Source organism: Mucilaginibacter sediminis (genome assembly GCF_051903035.1).
Lineage (GTDB): Bacteria > Bacteroidota > Bacteroidia > Sphingobacteriales > Sphingobacteriaceae > Mucilaginibacter.
Genome location: NZ_CP170602.1, coordinates 6,737,617 through 6,760,665 on the forward strand (window position 1 = coordinate 6,737,617; position 23,049 = coordinate 6,760,665).

Below are 23,049 nucleotides of genomic sequence, written 5' to 3' on the forward strand. Positions count from 1 at the left end.
GTGTACTTCATACGGGTCACTTGTCCTATGGGATCCCCAAACAAGTTCGGGATGGCTTCCGTTTTTTAACTTGTCATTCTCCCTTCAAAATTCCGCCATTCATGCGGCATCTGTCCTCACAAACAGCTATCCGAATACCAATTATTTTTCCAGGTATTCCTTCAATGATGTGCCTGTAATATGTGTCCATCCGGCCACAAAGTTTTCGCGTTTGAATGATGGCAAACCCGGGAAAGTTTCCAGGCCTGCATGCGTAAGTTTAAGGCGGGTTCCGTCGCCATCGGGGAACAACTCCCATGTTACTTCCGAATAGCCCTCATAGCCGTCGTAGGTCCAGCTGTGGGTAAGCTTGCTGCCGTCAACTACCTCGGTAACTTTGCACTTGTGTAAAAACTCTGTGGTGCCGTCTCCGCCGGTAAATTCAAATTCAAAGCCCACTACGGGCTTAAAATCGGCCAGCTTAAAATACCATTCCGCCATTTTATTAACATCGGTAATAGCCGCCCAAACTTTGCTGATGGGGGCTTTGTAAATGCGCTCAATTACAAAAGGTTCTGTGTTCATAGCTTTTCAAATTTTTGTTTATATAGATGGTGTGTTTTGTTCGTTGGTTAAAAACGCGTCAAGGGCATCCAGTTTATTGGTCCAAAAACGGCGGTACTGTTCGGCCCAGTCGGTAACTTCTTTCAATTGCTTCAGGTCGGCCCTGCAATAGCGTTCGCGGCCCTGTTGCTTAATCACCAGTAAGCCGCATTCGGTCAATATTTTGATATGTTTGGATACCGCGGGGCGGCTCATGTCAAAGTTATCGGCCACGGCGTTCAGGTTCATGCTTTGGTGGGCAATCAGGTTGATGATCTCGCGGCGGGTAGGATCGGCAATGGCTTTAAAAACATCTCGGTGCATATGTTTAAAATGACTATATGAAACCATTTGGTTACAAATATATATGAAACCAAATGGTTACGCAAAATTTGTTTTCATTTTTAGTTTGGGGTGGAAGTCTTTTGTCTTGGCAACGCTCGGAGCGTTTGTTGAGGTTTTGTTTGAGTTTTTTAAGCCTTATAAACTCTAAATATGTTTATAATGTTTTGATACTTCTAATCAAGCAACTATCCATGTGTCATCGCATAGTGGCTACGACTCACCCCGGCTACGCTGCGCTGGCCGACCCTCTCTCCGGCTGCGCCGCAAAGAGGGTTTGGGAAATGTAAATTTAGGTAAATGGCACATTGTTAAATAGTTAACTTTAAAACCCTCTTTCCGGCGAAGCCGAAGAGAGGGTGGTCGGGCGTAGCCTCGACCGGGTGAGTCGTAGCCAGCGTTCAGCGAATGTTTATGTAAATTTCAATACATGATGGTGGGTATCAAGCAATGAGGGTCTTTTTTTTAAGAAGATTCGTGGTAAGCCGTGTTTTATCGCTTCGCGAACCACCGTTCGATAACCAAGGCATCTACGTTGTCATTAACATCCGCATTACATTTATAACCTGGTTTGTAAATAATTTATATCCGGGGTGAGTATATATATCTTTTACGGTTGTCTGTACTTACAGCAGCCGATAGGGGAGATACTTCAACGCTAATAATGCTTTATTGCAATTGCTTTAAATACATTTTGCCACCTGTATCTGGCCATTATGCAGCTGCTAAAAGATTTGTAAAACACTGACATTTGCTTTGTTGATGCCTGTTGATTTGATGTAGGGCAGCCAATGTCTGTACGATATAATAACCAATTAATTAATTTTTTAAGCGGATTTTAATTTCCGGTATGCTTATCTGAACCATGGGTCTCTGTTTTATTTCAGCGGAAACCTACCTGGCAGACGGGCGATTATACTGCTGATTGAAGTTTGCTGCCCATGCCTGTTATGCCTTTTTTACTGAAGCCTATTTAAAACCTATATTATGAAAGTACAACTACCAAAACTGTTTAAGTTAATTTTTTTGTGGGTGCTGCCGGTTATCATTGCCGCACCAAAGCAGGCATGCGGGCAAACCTTTGTCCATCCCGGCATCCCTTTTACCAATTACGATTTGGCACAACTGAAAGCAAATATTGCTGTAGAGCCCTGGAAAACTGCTTATACTGCGTTTGCCGCGGATGCCAAATCGCAGTTGACATACGGCATGCAGGGCCCCTTCGCTATTGTGGGCAGGGCGCCTGATATTAACAATACACAGTTTAAAAACGATATGCAGGCTGTTTTTAACCTGACATTTATGTATGTATTTACCAATAATACAGCCTACGCGCAAAAAGCCACCGATATACTGAATGCCTGGGCGGTAACAAACACCAAGTGGACGGGCGACGAAACTTTCCTTGACCTGGGTGATTACGCCGAACGGTATGTTACTGCCGCGGATATCCTTAAATCTACCTACCCTGGATGGACGGCTGCAAACACCACAAATGTTAATAATTACTTTAACAACGTGCTTTGGCCGCAGGTAGATGTACCAAACCCGGTGAGGGGGGCAAACCAGGGCGCTATTCAGCTTAAGGCGGCGCTGGCTATAGCTGTTTTTTTGGATGACGTCACAAAATGGAACCAGGCTATAGCCGACCTGCGTAAAGATGCCGCCGGGGGATTATCCAACAGCTTGAGTAATGGCGAGGTAGGAGACAGCGGCAGGGACGAAGGGCACTGGGCTGGCCAGCTGCAGGCCCTTGGGTGGAATGCGGAAGTAGCCTGGAAGCAGGGGATAGATTTATTTGGCGAATTGGATAACCGTTTGCTTACCGCAAGCGAACTGTATTCGCAATACCAGGCAGAAACTACCGATATTCCTTACATTAAGTTTGGGGGCGCATACGCGTTTTGGGGAGGTGGCTTTGGTGGCCCCCGGGGTGCCAGGCGCAAAATGAATTTTTATAATATTATCCGGGGCGCCTATACGTTACGCAAAGGCCTGCCGGCACCCTATACCCTGAAACTCGATAGCCTGATAGGAGAAGGGGTTGAATCATTTTTGTTTCTTAAAACGGCCGATAATTCTACAGCAACAATACCCGCTCCAATTACCCACCCTACTTTTGCGGGCGTTGCAGGCCTTGCTGATATTGATGTAGGCAATGTGGGGTTGGCCGGAAGCGCGGGCAATAGCAACGGCACATGGACCATAAAAGGCGCCGGGGCCGATATACCGGTGCCACCGCTTACGGCTCCGGACGCTTTCCATTTTGCATTTAAACAAATAACCGGCGATGCAGCTATCATTACGCGGGTAACTGCCATAGATAATACCAGCCCCGATGCGAAAGCCGGGGTTATGTTCCGCGAGTCGCTTGCCGAAAACGCTAAATATGTGGGGTTGTTCATCAAAAAATCGGGCGAGGCGGATGCTTCCTGGCGTGGCGCTACTGCCTGGAATAAAACCAATGTATCATGGAATAATCCGCCGGCCGGCTACCAGAGCCATGGCATTGCGGGTGCGCCTTACTGGCTGAAACTGGAACGGTTGGGCACCAGGATTTATGCATACCATTCAGAAGACAGTATAAACTGGACCTGCATCTCCACTGTAGAAACACCAATATCGGCCACAGCTTACATTGGGTTATGCGTTACTTCGCACAACGCGTCGGCATTAAATTCGTCCACCTTTACGGATGTTGGCATTACCAATACCATTCCTGCCGGGGCGCCGGTGATAACCAGTGCAAACGCAGATACAGCTACTGTAAATTCGCCCTATTCATTTACTGTGCTTACATCGCCTTCATCAACCTCATTCCAGGCCGATGGATTGCCGCCCGGGCTGTCAGTCAATCCAGCAACAGGGGTTATTTCCGGTTCGCCAACTACGCCTGGTAAATATGTGGTAACGGTGAAAGCAGCCAACGCTAACGGCACCGGATCCGATTTGCTTATCATTACCGTCAGGAACAACGTTGCCCCTGCGGCGCCGGCATCGCTTGCACTTATTAAACAAAATGACAACAGCGTTAGCCTTTCATGGGTTGCATCGCCAAATACTACCAGCTATACCGTTAAGCGTTCGCTAACTTCGGGCGGGCCGTATTCTGTAATCGTATCAAATGTAGTATCAACTGCTTATACAGATGCCAATCCCTACCCGGGGCCTAACTATTATGTGGTTACCGCCAGCGCAGGTGCGTTGGAAAGTTCAAACTCCAACGAGGCGGGTATCCTGTTGCCTCCTTCCCTGGTTACATCGTTAAATGCCGCTAATCTTGATTCAAAAATCAGCCTTAGCTGGCATACGGCTACCGGCGCGGCTACTTACACCATAAAACGTGCGGCAATCAGCGGCGGCCCGTATACAGTAATAGCAAGCGGAGTGACAGATACTACTTATACAGATCAAAATGTAAGCAACGGCGGATACTATTATTATGTGGTTGCCTCGAAGGGGTCGAGCCTTGAAAGTGGCAACTCGGCCGAGGTGCTTGGTGTGCCGGGAGCATCATCAAACACCTGGAGCGCAACGGCAGCCGACGCCAACTGGACAAACCCTGCCAACTGGGAAAGCACCACGGCGCCTGTTTCTCCCGCGCTTTTAACTTTCAATAGTTCATCGGTAACTGCGCTGAACAACGATATTAATGGCCTGGAAATACCCAGGCTGATATTTAACAGCAATGCCGCGGCATATACCTTTGCCGGTAACGGTGTAACCGTGGGCAACGATATTTATAACTACTCGGCCAATGGGCAGGTTATTAATTTACCGGTGGTTATAACAAGGCCGGTGTCGGTTATCACCAATGCAGGAGCATTAACCCTGGGCGGGGTGATAAGCGGCAGCGGCGGAATTGTAAAAAGCGGATCGGGCACGGTTGTACTCAAGGCGCTTAACACCTATTCAGGAAATACCATTGTAAATGGCGGGGGATCCGGCGGGTGGCCGCCAAACTTTGCACTGCAGCTTGGAGGTACAGGAACCGGTACAATAGGGGCTCCGCTATCCGGGGCCGCCGGAACAGGTAAGATTATCCTAAACGGTGGGGCACTGATGAATAATGGCTTCGGCACTATCTTCAACGATGTAATTGTTAAAGATTCGGTAAAAAGCTACATGTATATTGATGGGGGAGGCCTTGCGCTTGCCGGCCGGTTGCTTGGCAAGGGAACCCTTGAACATGATGGCAATAACACCCAGGGTTTGCAATTAAACGGGGATAACACCGGTTTTGAAGGGACTTTCATCTCGATAAACAGGAGCTCCAATTCGCGCATCCGTTTCAACACGCCCACATCCGGGAGCGCAAAAGCCAGCTGGGTGTTAAACAGTGGCTTTACCGATGCCCATGGGTTTACCTTTACCGGGGTACTTCAATTTGGCGCATTATCAGGAAACGGGCAGATGAGAAGAGACAATGGCAGCCCGGTTATCAGTATCGGGGCTTTAAATAAAAACACCACATTCGGCGGCATTATATCCGGCGCAATTGCCATTATTAAAGAGGGAACGGGCACTTTGCGGTTTACCGGTACTAATAATTATACCGGTGGTACAACTGTAAATGCGGGCGCCTTTCTTATTGATAGCGTTGGGCAGGTAACCAGCCCGGTATTGGTAAATGCCGGTACCGTTGGTGGTATAGGCACTTGCGCCGCGGCGCTCACCGTAGGTTCGGGCAGCGGTACAGGATCGTTTTTGTCGCCGGGTAGTAACGCCATTGGCACAATGACGGTGACAGGACTATTAACCATGAATGCTGATGCTACCCTAAAAGCTGAAATTAAAGTAGCAAAAGATAGTGCCGACCAGGTGAAAGCAGGCTCTGTTACGCTGAACGCTCCTTTGTTATCCATTCAAAGCCTGTCGGCCGATTCGGTACCAAAAGGCGCAATTTTTACCATTATAAATAATACCGGTACTGCTGCGGTTTCCGGTACTTTTAAAAATCTGCCTGAATTGTCGATGGTCAACATTAACGGTACCAATTTTCGCATCAGTTACAAGGGCGGTACCGGCAATGATGTAATTTTAAGGGATAACCGCACAACACCACCGCTACTAACCAGCGCCGATTCGGCTAAGGCCATCGTAGGGTCTGCTTTTAGTTACCAGGTTACGGCAATAAATTCGCCCAAAAGCTTTAATGCAACCGGCTTGCCTCCCGGTTTGGCTATAAATACCACTACAGGAATTATTTCAGGAACGCCGGTACAAGTTGGCACTTTCCCGGTATCGGTAAGTGCCTCTAATGATACTTTAACCGCTACTGCTATTATCACTTTTGTTATTAAAAGCAATGTTGTCGACGGGCTTAATGTGGCAAGCGGCGATAAAAAAACAATTCTTGAATGGGATGCCCTGAATGGCGCGGCTTATAATGTAAAACGTTCTGCCAGCCAGGCGGGTCCATTTACGATAATAGCCAATGTAGCAACAAATAGGTTTGCCGATACTACTGTGGTTAACGGCGCCACTTATTATTACGTGGTTTCGGCCGTTATCAATAATGCCGATAATCCTAACAGCGCGGTAGCTGTTTCTACCCCAAATGTTGGCCAGGTTCATTATTACAGGTTTAATGAAGCCGGCGGAACCAAAATCCTCGATTCCTGGAGCGCCGTGCATGGCAGTATGGCAACTGCGGCAGTAAGACAGGCCGGTTATATTGATCAGTCGCTTTATTTAAATGGTACTTCAACCGCCTACGCTACGCTGCCTGCGGGGTTTGTAAGTACCCTGAACAACTTTACTATAGCGGCATGGGTAAAAATGGATGCCCTTTCAAACTGGATGCGGGTATTTGACTTTGGTTCAAGCACCACTAATTATATGTTTTTAACCGTGCAAACAGGCGTTACCGGTGGCAAATCAATTGTGGGGTACGGTATAAAAAACGGCGCACCGGCCGAATTGAACCTGAGGTATAACTATACTTTCCCGTTAAATACCTGGACACACCTTGCCGTTACGCAATCCGGCAACACGCTTAGTATGTTCATTAACGGCGCGCTTGTGGCAACAAGTACCACAATCACCATCAAACCCGCCGACCTGGGCAATACAACCCAGAACTACCTGGGCAAATCGCAGTTTAACGACCCGATGTTTAAAGGGGCTATTGACGATTTCAGGATTTACGGCCGCGCATTAAGTACAGCCGAAATAGCCGGTTTAACCGGAAAAGACCAGTCCATTACCTTTGCTGCCATGCCGGTCAAATTTGTTGGCGATGCGGATTTTGACCCTGCCGCCACGGCTTCTTCCGGCCTGCCGGTTTTGTATACCAGTTCTGATACTTCGGTAGTTTCGGTAGTTAACGGAAAGTTACATATCATCAAGGCCGATACTGTCAGCATAACGGCTTCCCAGGCTGGTTTTGATCTTTTCCGTCCGGCTGTACCGGTTTCCCAAACGTTAATCGTCAGTAAAAAAACGCAGCAAATCACTTTTAATCCAATCAGTGTTAAGCGCCTTGGCGACGCTGATTTTACCGTAACAGCATCATCCACCTCTTCGCTTCCGGTTACTTTTATCAGCTCAAATCCTGGGGTGGCTGCTGTTAACAATGGGCTTGTACACCTTGTGGGGCCTGGTACTGTTACTATTACCGCCATGCAGCAGGGTAATTTTCAATATGATTCGGCCGCGGTAAGTCAGCAGTTTAAGGTATTGCCTGTTCAATTAAAAGTATTATATAAAGACGGCGAAAACGGACAACTAACAAATAACACCATCAAGCCTTATTTGATGATAGCCAGCACAGATAGCCTTGGCGTAGCTTACAGCGAGCTAACCGCCCGGTACTGGATAACCGCCGAAAATTACGCGGGAATAAATTTTTACGTGGATTACGCGCAAATGGGTGCCAGCAAAATTAAGGGCCGGTATGTTCCACTTACCCAGCCAAGGAATAACGCTTTTGGGTATATTGAATATTCGTTTGATAATGGTACGGCTATGCTTTCACCGCAAACCAATACCGGGGCTATCCAAACACGGGTGGCCAATTCAGATTGGTCGTTATTTGATGAAAGTAATGATTATTCATATCAGCCGGGCACAGCTTATGCCGAGAATAGCAAGTTTACCCTGTACCGAAACAATGTTTTAATTTGGGGCACCGAACCTTCGCTCATTCAGCCTTCAACAGCCGTTACCGTTTTTACACAAAGTATAGCAGCAGGCAGCAGCACCATAAGTACTTATTTAAGGATTGATAATACCGGCAACACAGCCTTAAGCTACAAGGATATTAAGGTCCGCTATTTTTTCACAAAGGATTCTAACGCCGGCCTTAACTATTTTATCGATTATGCTAAACTGGGCGCCACAAAGATCAGCGGACAGTTTTATGGCCTCAGCCCATCCTATAGCACCGCCGATTCGGAACTGGAACTGAAGATAGATTCAACGGCCGGGCAGCTGTACCCGCTCACCAGTTCGGGAAATATCCAGTACCGGATAGCAAAGACAGATTGGTCGGCGCTTAACCAGGCTAATGATTACTCGTACCAAACAGGCGCAATGAGCGCCAATAACCACGTTTGCGTTTACTATAAAGGCAGCTTGATATACGGAACCGAGCCGGGCAATTACCAGCCGGCATCATTTGCCCTGAGTTTGGCCGGGAATAATGCTATGGAATTCCAAAAGCCGGTTACGGAGAATCCCGGTTTTGTAACCTATCCAAACCCGGTGGTAAACGGACATTTCACCGTACGTACAACGCCAATTATTCCGGATGGTAATGTGCAGCTTACCATCACCGATTTTTATGGTAAGGTGGTATACAAAAAATCTGCAACAAAATCCGGGAACATATTGCCCGTACAATTGAATACAAACATACCTTCAGGTAATTATATCTTGCAACTAAATAACCAGTACGCCGTAAAAATCATTATCAACTGATTTTGATAATGACTACTGGCGATTTATGCGGCGTTACATGAAAATAAGGTATTAACCCGGATGGGGTGCATGTTTGCGCCCCATTTTTGCTTTAAGACAGATAACGGGCAGATAAAATAAGTGTTAAAAAAACAATCATTTATTGGAGATAAAAAATTTAATAATTGCTAAATTAGTACACCATTAATAAATCGCCTTAAACAGGTAAATTCTGTCGCTAAAAATAGCACCATAGCCTGCAGCATTTTATGAAGAAATTGCTTTTTATAACCGCGTTTTTACTGTTAAAGTATAATGCAGATTCGGCCCCGCTTCCCATGTCGTACCTGGGGATTGAGCAGGGCCTGTCAAACAATACCGTAACCACCATTTTTAAAGATAAATTTGGGTTTATGTGGTTTGGTACCCTCGACGGCCTTAACAGGTTTGACGGCTATACCTTTAAAAAATTCAGGAACAAAATAAATGACCCGGCAAGTTTGCCCGAAAACACCATCACCGCCCTGGAGCAGGACCAGCTGGACCAGATTTGGGTTGGCACGCGTTTGGGCATCGGAATATTAGATAGTAAAACGCTTCATTTTTCGCAGATAACCTACAAATCCGGCCCGGCGGGCACTTTGGCACCCATGCCGGTTGATAAAGTGATTAACGTGTTGAAAAAGGATTTGTCGGGCAATATGATGATCGGGGCAACAGATGCCGGTTTAATGATCTATTATAAAAATGCGGCTTTTGCTGTTGAGGTACCCTTGTTAAATGCCGAAAAAAAACAGCAATGGAAATACACTGTAACCGCGCTTGCAATCCTTAACGACCGCAGTATTTGGCTGGTTGTTGATAATATTGGTTTATGCAGGTTTTTACCCGGCAAAAATATAGTGGCGCCGGTTAGCGGCCCGCTTCCGCTGGCTAACCGCATGAAGCAAGGGCCCGATGGTAACCTTTGGATAAGCACAAACGGGGGCATGTTTTCTTTTAATACTGCAACCAGCCAGCTTAAGCACCAGGTTTTTGGTAACAAGGCGCTTGATAATATCAAAGTATTTGATTTTTACTTTGATAAATCTAAAAGCCTATGGCTGGCAACTGATGGTTTGGGTGTGGGCACTGTAAACGTATTTGGCGGGGGCCAGTGCACCCTTATCCAGCAGCAGGATGCCGGCACGCTTTCAAGTAACTCGGTTTATTCCCTTTACGAGGATAACCAAAGCCGTAAATGGATTGGCACGTTAAGGGGAGGGATTAGTGTTATCGACCCAAAGAAAAACCAGTTCATAACCGTTGTTCATCAGCCTTATAATAAAAACAGCCTGGTATCTAATTTTACATTTTCGTTTGGTGAGGATGCAGGCCATAACATCTGGATTGGCACAGATGGTTCGGGTATTAGTGTATGGAACAGGGGCAAAAATACATTCACTACCTTCCAGCACGATGATAATAATCCGAGATCGCTAAGCAGTAACCGGGTTTCATCAATTATTAAAGATAAACAAAACCAGGTATGGGTAGCCACATTTGGGGGCGGGGTTGATATTTATGATCCGGGCGCTCATTTGTTTAAAAACGTACCGTTTCAAAAAAGTGCGAACAGCAGGAAATCCGTTTGGAAAATTTACCAGGATGCCGGCGACAAAATTTGGGCTACGCTTTTAAGGGGCGAAAAAGCAGGGGTTGAGCGCGAAAGGCTTTTTTATTTTGATAAGGCAGCCGGAGAATTTGTTTCGGCAGGTTTTGATGTTAAAGACGACGTGCTGTCGATGACCGATGACGGTGAGGGCAATTTGTGGCTGGGCAGTTTTAAAAACCTGGTGCGGGTTAATAAACAAACCGGGCAGTCGGTGGTAATACAGTCAAATATTGCAGTACGCAGTTTGCTTGTTGCCCATGGCACCTTATTTATTGGTACCCACGGCAAAGGTTTAATGACATATGAACTGGCTACCGGGAAAATAGCCTTTTATAATGAAAACAACGGGCTGCCCAACAACACGATATTAAACATCGAAAACGATGCAAAGGGAAATATATGGATGAGCACCTTCAACGGCTTATCAAAATTAAAGCTCGCGACAAAAAAATTCGAAAATTACTATGGGTCAGACGGGCTGCAATCCAGCCAGTTTTATTTTAATGCATCCGGAAAATTGGCGTCGGGCGAGTTGCTTTTTGGCGGGATAAAAGGGTTTAATATTTTTCACCCGGATAGCATCAGGCGTTTTTACAACTTTCCGGATTTGCTGATAACGCAGGTTAATATTGAAAATGAAAACGTTAACGCCAATAATGCCTATATAAAAAACGCGGTTAATATTTACGATATCGATAAAATACAGTTACCGTATGATAAAGCCGTACTTTCTATGGAGTATGTGGCCCTGGAGTATTCGCTTCCCGAAAAAATACAGTATGCCTATTACCTGCAAGGCTGGGATAAAAGTTGGAACTACGTTAATAACGCGCGGGTTTTAAATTATTCAAGATTAAGCGAAGGCAATTACACCCTGCATATTAAAGCCACCAACGGCTATGGGGTATGGAATACAAAAGAAAAAATAGTATCCATTACCGTACTGCCGCCATGGTTCAGGAGCTGGTGGGCTTATTTGCTTTATATGGGTATGATATCCGCATCGGTTTACGGGTACATTTATTACCACAAAAAGGAAAACCAGCTGCACTATGAAGTTAAACTGGCCAACCTGAAGGTAGAACAGGAAAAGGAGCTTAATGAAAAGAAGATAGCTTTTTTTACCAATATTTCGCACGAATTCCGCACCCCGCTCACACTTATTGCCAACCCGATAAAGGAATTACTACAAAATAACGGCAAAAACATCGACTTGATAGACCTGAGTTCGGTATACCGGAATGCCAGGAGGCTGCTGGGCCTTGTAGACCGGTTGCTGCTTTTCCGGTCGACAGATAATGAACTAACCGAATTGAAAAAAGAATGGGTAAGCCTGTCGGACATTGCCCGCGAGGTCTTTTCGTGCTTTAACAACCAGGCTAAGGCAAAGCATCTTGATTATCAATTGCATATAGACCAGGAGATACTGGCCTGCATCGACAGGGAAAAAATTGAGATTGTGTTATTTAACTTACTTTCCAACGCCCTGAAATTCACGCCCGATCATGGTAACGTGGCCATGTATATCCGGGAGGTAAATGATAAGGTTGAAATAGAGGTACGTGACAGCGGGCACGGAATTTCTGCAGAAACAGGCGACCGCCTTTTTGAAAAGTTTTACCGCGAGGAAGCAACGGACAGGGCCAACCAAAGCGGATTTGGTATCGGTTTATTCCTTGCCAAAAAATATGTTGATATTCATAACGGCCATTTATCATACACCAGCACGCCGGGGGATGGAACAGTTTTCAAAATTGAGTTGCCAGGGGCAGATGCGATAACAAAACCCCTCGAGGTGACTAAACCGGTTTTTCATTCATCGGCGTTTGAGATCCTGAACGAAGCCATCATAGATCATGAACCCGGACTGCTAAAAGAGCCGGAAAAACCAGATCATGTAAGCGAATTGATGGAAAGCATTGTAAAGGACAAGCCATCGGTACTGATTATTGATGATGACGGCGATATCCGCCAGTACCTTCGCAAGCTGCTTAAAGATTCCTACAACGTTTATGAAGCAAAAGATACTGTTGAGGGACTTGAGATTGTAATGCAGGCAGATCCTGACATCATTGTTTGCGATGTGGTAATCAAGGAATTCAGCGGGATTGAGTTTTGTTCTAAATTAAAAGACTCACCCTCGTTTAGCCATATCCCGGTAATCCTTTTAACCGGCAGCTCTTCGCCCGAAATAAAGTTAAAGGGTGTTGAATGCGGTGCTGATGATTATATCACTAAGCCCTTTGAAAACGACCTGCTGGTAGCCCGTATTAAGAGTATTTTAAAAGGCAGGAATACACTTAAGCAGTTTTTCCTGAACGAAGTGACGTTGAAGAGTAACAACCTGAAAATTCCGGAGGAATACAGCTATTTTTTAACAAAGTGTATTTCTTTGATCGAAAAACATTTGGATGATGAAAACTTTTCGGTATCCGTGTTCACCAGGGAAATGGGAATGAGCAGGTCTAATTTGTTCCGGAAGGTAAAGGCGATATCTGGTTTAAATATTTCCGAATTTATCAGGCATATCAAGCTCAGGAAAGCTGCCGAACTGATGATCCAAAGCGATTTGCAAATTAAAGAGGTGGCCTACAAAATTGGTTTCCAGGATGTAAGGTATTTCAGGGAACAATTTTGCAAGCTTTTTGAAATGAATCCGTCAGATTTTATCCGCAAATACCGGAAAACCTTTGTTAAAAGTTACAACCTGGGCGCCGGAATGGCGCCCGAAAATACGAGGTAGGCTGGCAGGCGGCCCAATGTACAAAGCGCCTGTATTTCAATCTAACCCGGTTTAGGAACTGCTTCCTGGCCGGGTTTTTATTTAAAATGTTTTTTGCCGCGCCCGGTAAAACGGCGGCAATCCGGCCAATTGCTTTAATTGGCGTTTTATAGCCCTTTTTGAGCTTAAATATGCAAATCTACCGCCGTTGTTTGGCCGTTTAGCCGCCTCCAAAAGATCGGTTTTCAATCGAGATTAGCACTCGAAATCCTGTCAGCACCCAATTTGGCCGGACCGAAATCCAATTATTTAAACTTTTAAATCCAAAATTATGAGAGATTTTACTTTCCGTATCCGATGGCTGCTAACCATCATTTTTTTGTGTTTTTTTACCGCGCTTGCCAGCGCCCAGGACAAGCTGGTTTCTGGTAAAGTTGTCGACGCCGGGAACGGAACCCCACTGGTTGGCGTATCGGTAATGGTTACTGGCACAGCAAACGGTGTTGCTACCGATGCCGATGGCAAATTTACTATCAGCGTACCCCAAAAGGCAATTTTAAGGTTCCAGAGCATGGGTTATGCCGCCGTTAATATGGCGGCCGATTTTAGCGGCCCTATGGTAGTTAAAATGGCGTCGGCCGGTAAAACCCTTGATGAAGTGGTTGTGGTAGGGTACGGCGTTCAGCGTAAATCAGACCTTACAGGCTCGGTAACAAGCATTAAGGCGGCCGATATTACCAAAATTGGCGGTAGCAATGCTGCCGAAGCTTTACAAGGCAAGGCGCCAGGCGTACAAATACTAAACCAGGGCGGCCCGGGCACGGCCCCATCTGTATTTATCAGGGGCTTAGGTACCAACGGTGATGCAAGCCCGCTTTATGTTGTTGATGGTATGATGGTGGCCAACATTACTTTCCTGGCGCCCGGAGATATAGAATCGATGGAAATATTAAAGGATGCTTCGTCTACGGCCATCTATGGTTCGCGCGGCGCAAACGGTGTTATCCTGGTTACTACCAAAAAAGGCAAAACAGGTAAACCGGTCATTAACTTTACTACCTCTCATGGCTTCCAGTTTCTGACACGTAAATACGATGTTGCCAACGGTAAAGAGTACGCGCAGCTGGTAAACCTGTTTAAAACCAATTCCGGCGCATCCCCGGTTTATAATAACCTGGATACCATTGGTGCCGGTACCGATTGGATTAAAGAGGTAACCCAAAAAGGAATGGTGAGCGATTATGGCCTTTCGGTAGGCGGCGGTAACGAAAATGTAAATTATAATATCAGCGCCAGCTACCACAAAGAAGAAGGTGTTTTAAAATACACCGATTATAACCGCCTTACCCTGCGGGCCGATAACGGGTATAAATTGAGCAACAGGTTGTCTATAGGGCACAACCTTTCACTGGCCAGCAGCAACTATAATGGCGATGGTGTTTCAAACACCGGCCGCGGAATAAACTCTATTTCCCGCATCTCGCCATTGTTACCGGTTTATAACCGCGACGGGTCTTTTTCAAAAGGACAGGATATTGATATTGTAAACCCTTTTGCCGAGTTGTATTATCATAAAGATAATAAAGTACATCCCTTGCAATTTGTAGGCAACGGTTACCTGAACTACAATTTGCTTGATGGCCTGGTATTCCGCAGCAGTTACGGGGTAGATTATACACAAAACAAAATAAACAAGTATACGCCATCTTACAATTTGGGGGCAAATCAGTCAAACCAAACCACTATCGAAAACGGGTATACAACCGTGTCATCGTGGTTATGGGAAAATACCCTTACTTACAACAAGCAAATTGGCAAACACCATATTAATTTGTTGGGTGGCTACACAGCGCAAAATACCAATTACGGCGGGGTTGATGTAACCGCCAGCGGACCGCTAACCACAACCGACCCCAATTACCGCTACATTCAGGTGTATCCAACCACCAGCATCAATTCATTAGGTGCATTGCCTTCCAGCGAATCAATTCTGTCCTATCTTTTCAGGGCAAATTATAGCTTCATGGACCGTTACCTGCTAACGGCTTCATTCAGGAGTGATGGTTCTTCAAAATTTGCTGATGGCAACAGATGGGGATATTTCCCTTCGGTAGCATTGGGCTGGCGGGTATCCCAGGAAAAATTCATGGAAAATGTAACCTGGATCAGTAATCTTAAACTCCGCGGCAGCTGGGGGCAAACAGGAAGCAATAAAATTGCCAACTATCAAACCTATAGCACACTTAACCAGGAAACAACTTACGATGGCGTTTTTAACGGGGTATTTTATCCAATGGCAACCATAATTGCCGCTGCCAACCGCGATATTACCTGGGAAGTTTCACAACAATCCGATCTTGGTTTGGAGTTTACCACGCTTAACGACCGCCTGCGGATTGAAGCCGATTACTACAGGCGCGATACCAAAAACCTGCTCCTGGTGTTACCCATCCCCGGCGGTTCTACAGGAACAAGCGCTGCTTACTCAAATGCCGGAACAGTACGCAACAGCGGCTTTGAGTTCCAGGCAAGCTGGAACGACAGGGTTGGACAGTTTAAATATGGTGTAACAGTTACCGGAAGCGCCAACAAAAATAAAATTCTTGATTTTAAAGGGTTAACATCTTACGCTTCAGATTTTATGGTGCCATCTACCCACATATCTAAACAGGGTTTTCCAATTGGCGATTTTTACGGATATAAATCGGCAGGGATAGTTCAAAGCCAGGCGCAAATTGATCAGTTAAATGCTGATGCGGCTACCAAAAGTGGTGTCGCCGGCAAACAATACTGGTCGGGCCTTAAACCGGGCGACCTGCTATTTAAAGATATCAATGGCGATGGCTTTATTGATGGCAACGACAAAACAGATATCGGCTCGCCCTATGCAAAATTTGTTGGCGGTATTTCAATAACAGCTGCCTACAAAGGGTTTGATATCGCCATTGATATGATGGGTAGCTTTGGCGGGAAGATTTATAACGATTCGCGTAACCAGTTTGTAAGCTCGGGCCTTTCTAACCTTAATGTAGAGTGGCTTGACTCCTGGACCCCGACACATACCAATACCAGCATTCCCCGTTATGCCGTAAATACTTCAACAACACAATCGTCTGATTTCAACATTTTCGATGGTACTTACATTAAAGCGCGGTACATGGAATTAGGGTATACTTTTGGTAAAGCGGTAGTAAGCAAGCTGGGCATTTCAAGCCTGCGGATATACGTTAATGCAACCAATCCTTTTTATATCACAAAATACAAAGGGTTTTCGCCCGAGGTATCCAACGCTTACGGAGTATCAACCATCGGCGACGACTTCCGCACGTATCCTGTTTCGGGAACTGCAAGGCTGGGTATAAACTTAAATTTTTAAAAGCTTTCAGAATTTGAATTATGAAAAATATAGTAAAGATATTAATGCTGCTCAACCTGCTGGCTTTATGGTCGTGCAAAAAAAGCTTTCTTGATAAGCAGCCTTTAGGAGTGCTTTCCAGCGCTACCTTCTCTTCAGATACAACTACGCTTGGGTTGGCTGTTAACCGGCTGTACGGCTCAATTGCCTGGCGCGAATTCAGGATAGGCCAGCACCAGTATTCAACCAAAGAGATGTGCGGTGATGATTTTATAGTAGGCACCAACGCCGATTTTAGCGTATTCCAGAATTATAGTTTTTTAGCCGATAACTATATGATTGAAAGGTATTGGGGCAGGGCGTATGAAAATATTCACTATTGTAATGTGGTTATTGACCGTACGCCTACATTTGCCGCCCGCTATTCGGCCGAGTTGTATGAGGCGCAGGCTAAATATTTCCGCGCGTATTACAATTTTGATTTAACCAATGTTTTTGGCGATGCCCCTTTACGTGATCACGACCCGGTAACCCCTGCGGAGTACAACATTCCAAAAAGCTCGCATGCCGATATTATTAAACTGGTGATATCCGATTTAAAATATGCCATAGCTCATTTGCCCACCCGTTCACAATGGGGAACTGCCAACCTGGGCCGTGTTACCAAAGGTACGGCGCAAGGTTTATTGGCCAAAGTGTACCTGTATGATCAGGACTACGCCAATGCCAAAACTTATGCAGAGATGGTTATAAACGGCGGCGAATACAGCCTGTATAACGATTACCGGAATTTATTCAGCCCCGACCACTTGTACTCATCTGAAAACATGATGCCGGGCGGCCTGATTTATAACGCGTCGTTGCCTGCGGGCCGTCAGTATGCACCTTACCTGCAATACCAGGGTTTGCCTTCGTTGGGTGCAAATGGTGCTATATATCCATCGCCAAACCTGGCCAGCAATTACGAAAGCGGCGATCCGCGTTTTGCCGCCACGTTTTTTACCCGGACGGATATTATCCCCGGCTACAATAACAACCAGCCTGTGGTTTTCCCGTCAAATACCGATTACGCTAATAAAAAAGTAATATGGCCTTTTGCCTATTGGAATGCCGGAAACTTTAATTTTCAAAGTGTTAATCCGATGTACCTGCGCTATGCCGATATTATTTTAATAGATGCAGAAGCAAGCAACGAATTGGGTAACACTGCCGATGCGCTGAAATATTTAGAAATGATAAGGTACCGGGCCCGCGGTAATAAAACCTTTGCCGCATCGATAGCTGCCGGCGATAACGGCGGCGCCGGGATACTGCCTCAAATTATAACAACCGATAAAACAGCCCTGCGTTTAGCAATCTGGCATGAACGGCGTATTGAGCTGGCGCTGGAATTTAACAGGTGGTATGATTTGGTACGTTACAATAAAGTAGCCGCCGCAAACGGAAGCAGCGGAACGGGTTACACCGAAAACCTGCTGAAGAACGTTTATGGAAGAACAAACTTTAACTACACCAAGTTTAGCCATTTCCCAATACCGCAAACTTTTATAACCTCATCAAACGGTGTGCTTACCCAAAATAGCGCATGGTAAAAGTTAGGATGTAAAACATTAATATCCAATAAAAAAGCGGGGCCGCCAATAAAGGTAACCCCGCTTTTTTTATTACTGGGTGTATTAACTCAGCATGACGTGTTTCGGTATTATCCAAACATTGGCTTTGAACGCTGACTAAGACTCACCCGGCCGACGCTGCGCTGGGCCACCCTCTCTCCGGTTGAAGCCGCAAAGAGGGTTGAAGCTCTATTCTTTTGCCCCTCTATGCGGCTTCAGCCGGAGAGAGGGGCGACGGGCGAAGCCTCGTCGGGGTGAGTCGTCTCCGCCATACGATAAACGCCATTTTGCCGGGAAATTACATCTAAAGAATTGCTTTAAAACAATTCCCCGGTATTAACTATGGCCGGTAATAATGCACTGGCCAGATCCGCTGCTGGGCAAATGAAAATAATAATTTACCCCGCCGATATTCATCGTGTAGGTTTGATTAGGTAGCAATGTATATGCGCTGCCAATCCATAAAATATATGAACTTGTATGAGGGTCGACACTTTGTGTGTTGCCTTTAAATGTAAACGGTACAGGCCCAAGAAATGGGTTGTCAACCAGCGACCAGTTGAGTGAAACCCAGGGGTTGCTGGAATCATAACCGATAGTCCAGGTATAGCCTGTCGGAAAAGTTGCGTAGGGTTTTTTAAAGGCAACTTTCGCTTTGTGCGGTTTATGTGCTTTAGGCACAACGGTACTGGCATGCAACGATGTTGCAAGCGATAAACAAAATACTGCTGCAACAGCAGTAAGGCTGAAGAATTTTTTCATATGGTTATTTTTTTAAATTTTAGCTAAAATAAATGATGCTGCTGTTGTTGCACCTCTTAGCCAAAAATGGCGCAAACGATTGTTTTATAGAAAGTTATTAACAATTTGTCTGTCAGCGGTAGTCTACCGCCGACGCGCCGGATTTTAATTGTGCGCCTGTCGGTCTGAACCTGTAGAAGATGTGCGCGGAGAGGCCTTTGCCCGCTATGGTTCCGCTACCCATTACATGTTGTGTTTTCGAAGTGCGCGGCCTGTCACCCTGACTTGGGAAATTTTGCGGATTCTGAAGGTGGGAATGATATTCAAAAATAAAAGACTGTCATGCTGAGGTACGAAGCAGCTATTCGCGAACTTTTCCATCGGTCATGCATAGCTGATAGATCCTTCGTGCCTCAGGATGACAGGGGAATTGAACATGTGATGGGTAGCCTGTTGAAGACCCGCGGGTGAGGCCTCTGCCTGCTATGTTCAACAAGCTCACGATGATAGCCCTTTTATGTCGTCAATCCCCGTTTCAGAACTTCCCCAATTTTCCTTTGCCCACGTGATGTGCCCGGATCCAAATGATACTGTTAGCTTTTTTTACTCGTGGCCACCCCATCCTTAACGCTCCCCGGCATTGCGATAAAATTTATGCTATAATCAAAAAAATGGCGGCAAAATGAGTATCCAACCGGTATTTCAATGTCTTTACTATACTAATTAATAGCCGGGCAATAAAAATAAACCAATGGATTAAATGGCCTAAAGCCAGCATTAAATCAAAATTATGAACAATAAAACCAACACTTTATGAATGTTTTTTACCAAACAAAACACCATGTACTACGGCTGTTTGCTGTACTCGTGTTAATTGCCTGCTGGGCGACAGCATCGGCCCAAAACAAGGCCGTTACCGGTAAAATTATCGACGCCGGCACCGGCGAAGCCGTCATAGGCGCAACCGTACTGGCCGTAGGTACATCAAATGGGGTAGCCGCCGATTTGAACGGAACTTTTAAAATTGTAGTGCCCGCTAATGCATCGCTGCAGTTCAAGAGCATTGGCTATACATCAGTTACCGTGGCAGCCGATTTTGATAAGCCAATGATCATTAAACTGGAGCCATCAAACAAAGGCCTGGAAGAGGTGGTTGTGGTAGGGTACGGCCAGCAAAAACGTGCTACCGTTTCCGGAGCCGTTGCAACCGTATCCTCAAAGGTTTTCCAGGACAGGGGGCCTATAAACAACCCGCTTGAATCATTGCAGGGCCAGGTTCCGGGTGTTGTGGTTACCCGCACGTCTGCCCAGCCGGGCCGCGAAAACTGGAACTTCCAGATCCGCGGGGCCACATCAACCAACACGCAGGATCCGCTTATTGTGCTGGATGGTGTAGCGCTGGTTAACAATGCCGAACTGAACTCCATCAACCCGAATGATATTGATAATATATCTTTCCTGAAAGATGCCGCCGCATCTATTTACGGTGCACGCGCGGCTTTTGGCGTAGTGCTTATCACCACCAAAAAAGCAAAGGCCGGCAAAATGGATGTTCAATATCTTTCTACCATATCGCAAAAGCGACTTGGCCTTCAGCCTATTTTGATCAATAACCGGCAGTGGGGCCAAAGTTTAAAAGAGGCCTTAACTAACGATAACTATGGCGTGGCCCCTACCAACTATCTTTGGTACCAACTGGCCGACCTGGCCACCCATCCGCCTGATTCCCTGTACATCGATATTACCAAATTACCAGGCTACGCCGGATCAGCCAATGGTGTTTTATATAACGGCACGCCGCTGCCATCGTTTGGCGATGTTAAGGACTTTACCTTTTTTGATACCAACATGCAAAAAATGTTATGGGGAAATGCTACATCAACCCAGCAGGACCTAAGCTTTTCGGGATCGGGCGATCGTGGCGGTTACCGCGTATCTTTAGGCTACCTTAACGATGGAAGCCAGTTAAAATGGGGATTAAATGGAAACCAGCGTTATAACCTGCGTTTAAACCATAGCTATAAGTTTAGCGACAGGGTAAACCTGGAAACCAACATATCCCTTGAAAGGAATAATATACAGCAGCCTACACTATACAGCTATGGGGGCTACAGTGCACTAAGTAATTACGGCCAGCCTGGCTTGCCCGCGTTTACCTCAAAAGGGCAGCCCTACGCCTGGGGAACCGTTTACAGCGCCCCGGCATTGCTTAAATATGGTGGCGATAACAAAGAGTCGAACAGCAGGGCCCTGTTAAATTCAACTTTTACTTACAATTTTGCAAAACACCTTACATTTACCGCGGTAACCGGCTATCATGTATGGTACCAGGACAGCAGGATACAGCAAAAGCAGGTACAGTTTTACAACTATGCCGGTAACCTGTTGATACAAACCAACCCTATAGCAGGCGGCAGCGGCGGCAACAGTACATTTTATAACCGCAGCAATATCACCGAGCCTTATTATAACCTTGCAGGCAGGGTATCGTACGATAACGTGTTTAACAAGGTTCACGCGGTAGGGGTAATGCTCGGAAGCTCCTATGAGCGCGATGAGTATAATTATTTTACCACGCGTACTTACAACCTGGGCAGCGATGATATCCCGTCGTTAGGTACCGGTGTTACCAGCGGTACTGCCGGCTTTGTAACCAATGGCGAAACCCAGAATCATTATGCCCTGGGATCGTATTTTGGTCGTGCAACATATACCTACAACAGCAAATATAACCTGGAGGTACAGGGCCGTTATGACGGTTCATCAAAATTTATTGCCGATAAAAGGTGGAAGATATTTGGTTCGGTACTGGGTTCATGGCTTATATCCGAAGAGTCGTTTGTTAAAAACCTTAACCTCTTCTCTACCCTTAAATTGCGGGCAAGTTACGGAACCACCGGCAGCCAGAGCGGCATTGGTTTGTATGATTACTTACAGTCGCTTAATGTAAACAGTGGCGGCGCATTACTTGGCAATAACCTGGCTACCTCTGTAACCACTACAGGAAACCTGGTTTCCCTTAACAGGACCTGGGAAACTGTTGTTAAAAAGAACCTGGCATTGGATTTCGGCATTTTAAACGACCACTTTTCGGGCTCTTTTGACATCTACAGAAATGAAAACAATAATATGCTGCTTGGCCAGCTATACCCGGGTGTACTTGGAGCCGGCGCACCGGCACAAAACATAGGAACCTTACATACCTGGGGTTATGAGGGCAGCCTTACCTGGCGGTCAAACATTGGTAAATTAACCTACTCGGTTAGCGGTACAATTACCGATAACCAAAATAAACTGGTCCATTATGGCGGGGCAAATGTTATTGGCCCGGGTTATAATTACACTGTAGAAGGGTATCCCCTGGGGTCGTATTTTGGCTTAAAATATGGAGGCAAGCTTCAAACCCAGGCCGAAGTTGATGCTTATAACGCCCAATACGCGCCTGCCGGAAGCACTAATAACGTTGGCCTTCCCATACCATCGGCGCTTGCCAATCCGGCCGGCCAGATGAGCGGCCTGCGCCCCGGCGATAATAAGTTTGTGGATGTTAACGGTGACGGTAAATTGAGTATAGGCGGCACTACAGCCGATAAGGGCGACCTTGTTTACCTGGGATCGGATAACCCGAGGTACAGTTACGGGCTTAACCTTGGCTTGCAGTGGAATGGTTTTGATTTTTACTCCATTTTCCAGGGAGTTGGCAAACGGGCTGTATTGCGTACCGGGTCAACAGCAAATTTCAGCGTGCCTTTCCTGTCTATTTTCCAGGGTCAAACAACGTCATATTTGGGCAATGTATGGTCGCCCGAAAATCCGGACGCTTATTATCCAAACCTGCATTCGGCACAAAACAATGGTATCAACAACTATAATTATCAGCCATCAACCTGGCGTGTGCAAAACGGCGCTTATGTACGGCTTAAAAACGTGGTGCTTGGCTACACCATACCTAAAAGCCTGCTTGCACACACACATGCCATAAAAGGGCTCCGGATTTATTTTTCGGGCAGCGACCTGTGGGAAAAAACCTATATACATGACGGCTGGGACCCTGAAGTTACCCGGACAGTGGCCGGTAACGAAAGGTACCCCTTTTACCGTTACATCACCCTTGGCGTAAACGTGACTTTTTAATTTA

At 46.0% G+C, this 23,049-nt stretch carries 8 protein-coding genes; 5 read left to right on the plus strand and 3 right to left on the minus strand.

Features of this window, described 5'->3' with window-relative positions; translation table 11 throughout:
* Positions 1-141 precede the first annotated feature (141 nt).
* The gene (locus tag ACFGVS_RS28160; protein ID WP_439696493.1) at positions 142-564 is read right to left on the minus strand and encodes an SRPBCC family protein; all 423 of its coding nucleotides are present in this window, start codon (positions 562-564) and stop codon (positions 142-144) included.
* Positions 565-582: 18 nt separating this feature from the next.
* Complete coding sequence (locus tag ACFGVS_RS28165; RefSeq protein ID WP_090648125.1) at positions 583-906, minus strand: ArsR/SmtB family transcription factor; 324 nt, start codon at positions 904-906, stop codon at positions 583-585.
* A 1,005-nt stretch (positions 907-1,911) separates the two neighbouring features.
* Between ACFGVS_RS28165 and ACFGVS_RS28170 the strand changes: the two genes are divergently transcribed.
* The 4 genes from ACFGVS_RS28170 to ACFGVS_RS28185 all read left to right on the plus strand — a co-directional run bounded on the left by ACFGVS_RS28170 (position 1,912) and on the right by ACFGVS_RS28185 (position 18,149).
* Positions 1,912-8,847 (plus strand): cellulose binding domain-containing protein, encoded by a 6,936-nt coding sequence (locus ACFGVS_RS28170; RefSeq protein ID WP_439696494.1) that lies wholly within the window; start codon positions 1,912-1,914, stop codon positions 8,845-8,847.
* 248 nt (positions 8,848-9,095) lie between these two features.
* The gene (locus ACFGVS_RS28175; protein WP_439696495.1) at positions 9,096-13,223 is read left to right on the plus strand and encodes a two-component regulator propeller domain-containing protein; all 4,128 of its coding nucleotides are present in this window, start codon (positions 9,096-9,098) and stop codon (positions 13,221-13,223) included.
* A gap of 310 nt (positions 13,224-13,533) precedes the next feature.
* Positions 13,534-16,578 (plus strand): SusC/RagA family TonB-linked outer membrane protein, encoded by a 3,045-nt coding sequence (locus ACFGVS_RS28180; RefSeq protein ID WP_439696496.1) that lies wholly within the window; start codon positions 13,534-13,536, stop codon positions 16,576-16,578.
* Positions 16,579-16,598: 20 nt separating this feature from the next.
* Positions 16,599-18,149, plus strand: coding sequence for a RagB/SusD family nutrient uptake outer membrane protein (locus tag ACFGVS_RS28185; protein ID WP_090648141.1), 1,551 nt, complete (start codon positions 16,599-16,601; stop codon positions 18,147-18,149).
* A 357-nt stretch (positions 18,150-18,506) separates the two neighbouring features.
* Here ACFGVS_RS28185 and ACFGVS_RS28190 read toward each other — a convergent pair whose 3' ends face one another.
* A complete protein-coding gene (locus ACFGVS_RS28190; protein ID WP_090648145.1) occupies positions 18,507-18,932 on the minus strand; it encodes a hypothetical protein in 426 nt (141 codons plus the stop codon).
* A gap of 792 nt (positions 18,933-19,724) precedes the next feature.
* Between ACFGVS_RS28190 and ACFGVS_RS28195 the strand changes: the two genes are divergently transcribed.
* A complete protein-coding gene (locus tag ACFGVS_RS28195) occupies positions 19,725-23,045 on the plus strand; it encodes a SusC/RagA family TonB-linked outer membrane protein (RefSeq protein WP_439696497.1) in 3,321 nt (1,106 codons plus the stop codon).
* Positions 23,046-23,049: the final 4 nt, after the last annotated feature.

Bases quoted from the DNA above. Each gene is read 5' to 3' on its own strand.
- ACFGVS_RS28185 (WP_090648141.1), top strand. From the start codon at position 16,599: ATGAAAAATATAGTAAAGATATTAATGCTGCTCAACCTGCTGGCTTTA.
- ACFGVS_RS28190 (WP_090648145.1), bottom strand. From the start codon at position 18,932: ATGAAAAAATTCTTCAGCCTTACTGCTGTTGCAGCAGTATTTTGTTTA.
- ACFGVS_RS28175 (WP_439696495.1), top strand. From the start codon at position 9,096: ATGAAGAAATTGCTTTTTATAACCGCGTTTTTACTGTTAAAGTATAAT.
- ACFGVS_RS28170 (WP_439696494.1), top strand. From the start codon at position 1,912: ATGAAAGTACAACTACCAAAACTGTTTAAGTTAATTTTTTTGTGGGTG.
- ACFGVS_RS28165 (WP_090648125.1), bottom strand. From the start codon at position 906: ATGCACCGAGATGTTTTTAAAGCCATTGCCGATCCTACCCGCCGCGAG.
- ACFGVS_RS28195 (WP_439696497.1), top strand. From the start codon at position 19,725: ATGAATGTTTTTTACCAAACAAAACACCATGTACTACGGCTGTTTGCT.
- ACFGVS_RS28160 (WP_439696493.1), bottom strand. From the start codon at position 564: ATGAACACAGAACCTTTTGTAATTGAGCGCATTTACAAAGCCCCCATC.
- ACFGVS_RS28180 (WP_439696496.1), top strand. From the start codon at position 13,534: ATGAGAGATTTTACTTTCCGTATCCGATGGCTGCTAACCATCATTTTT.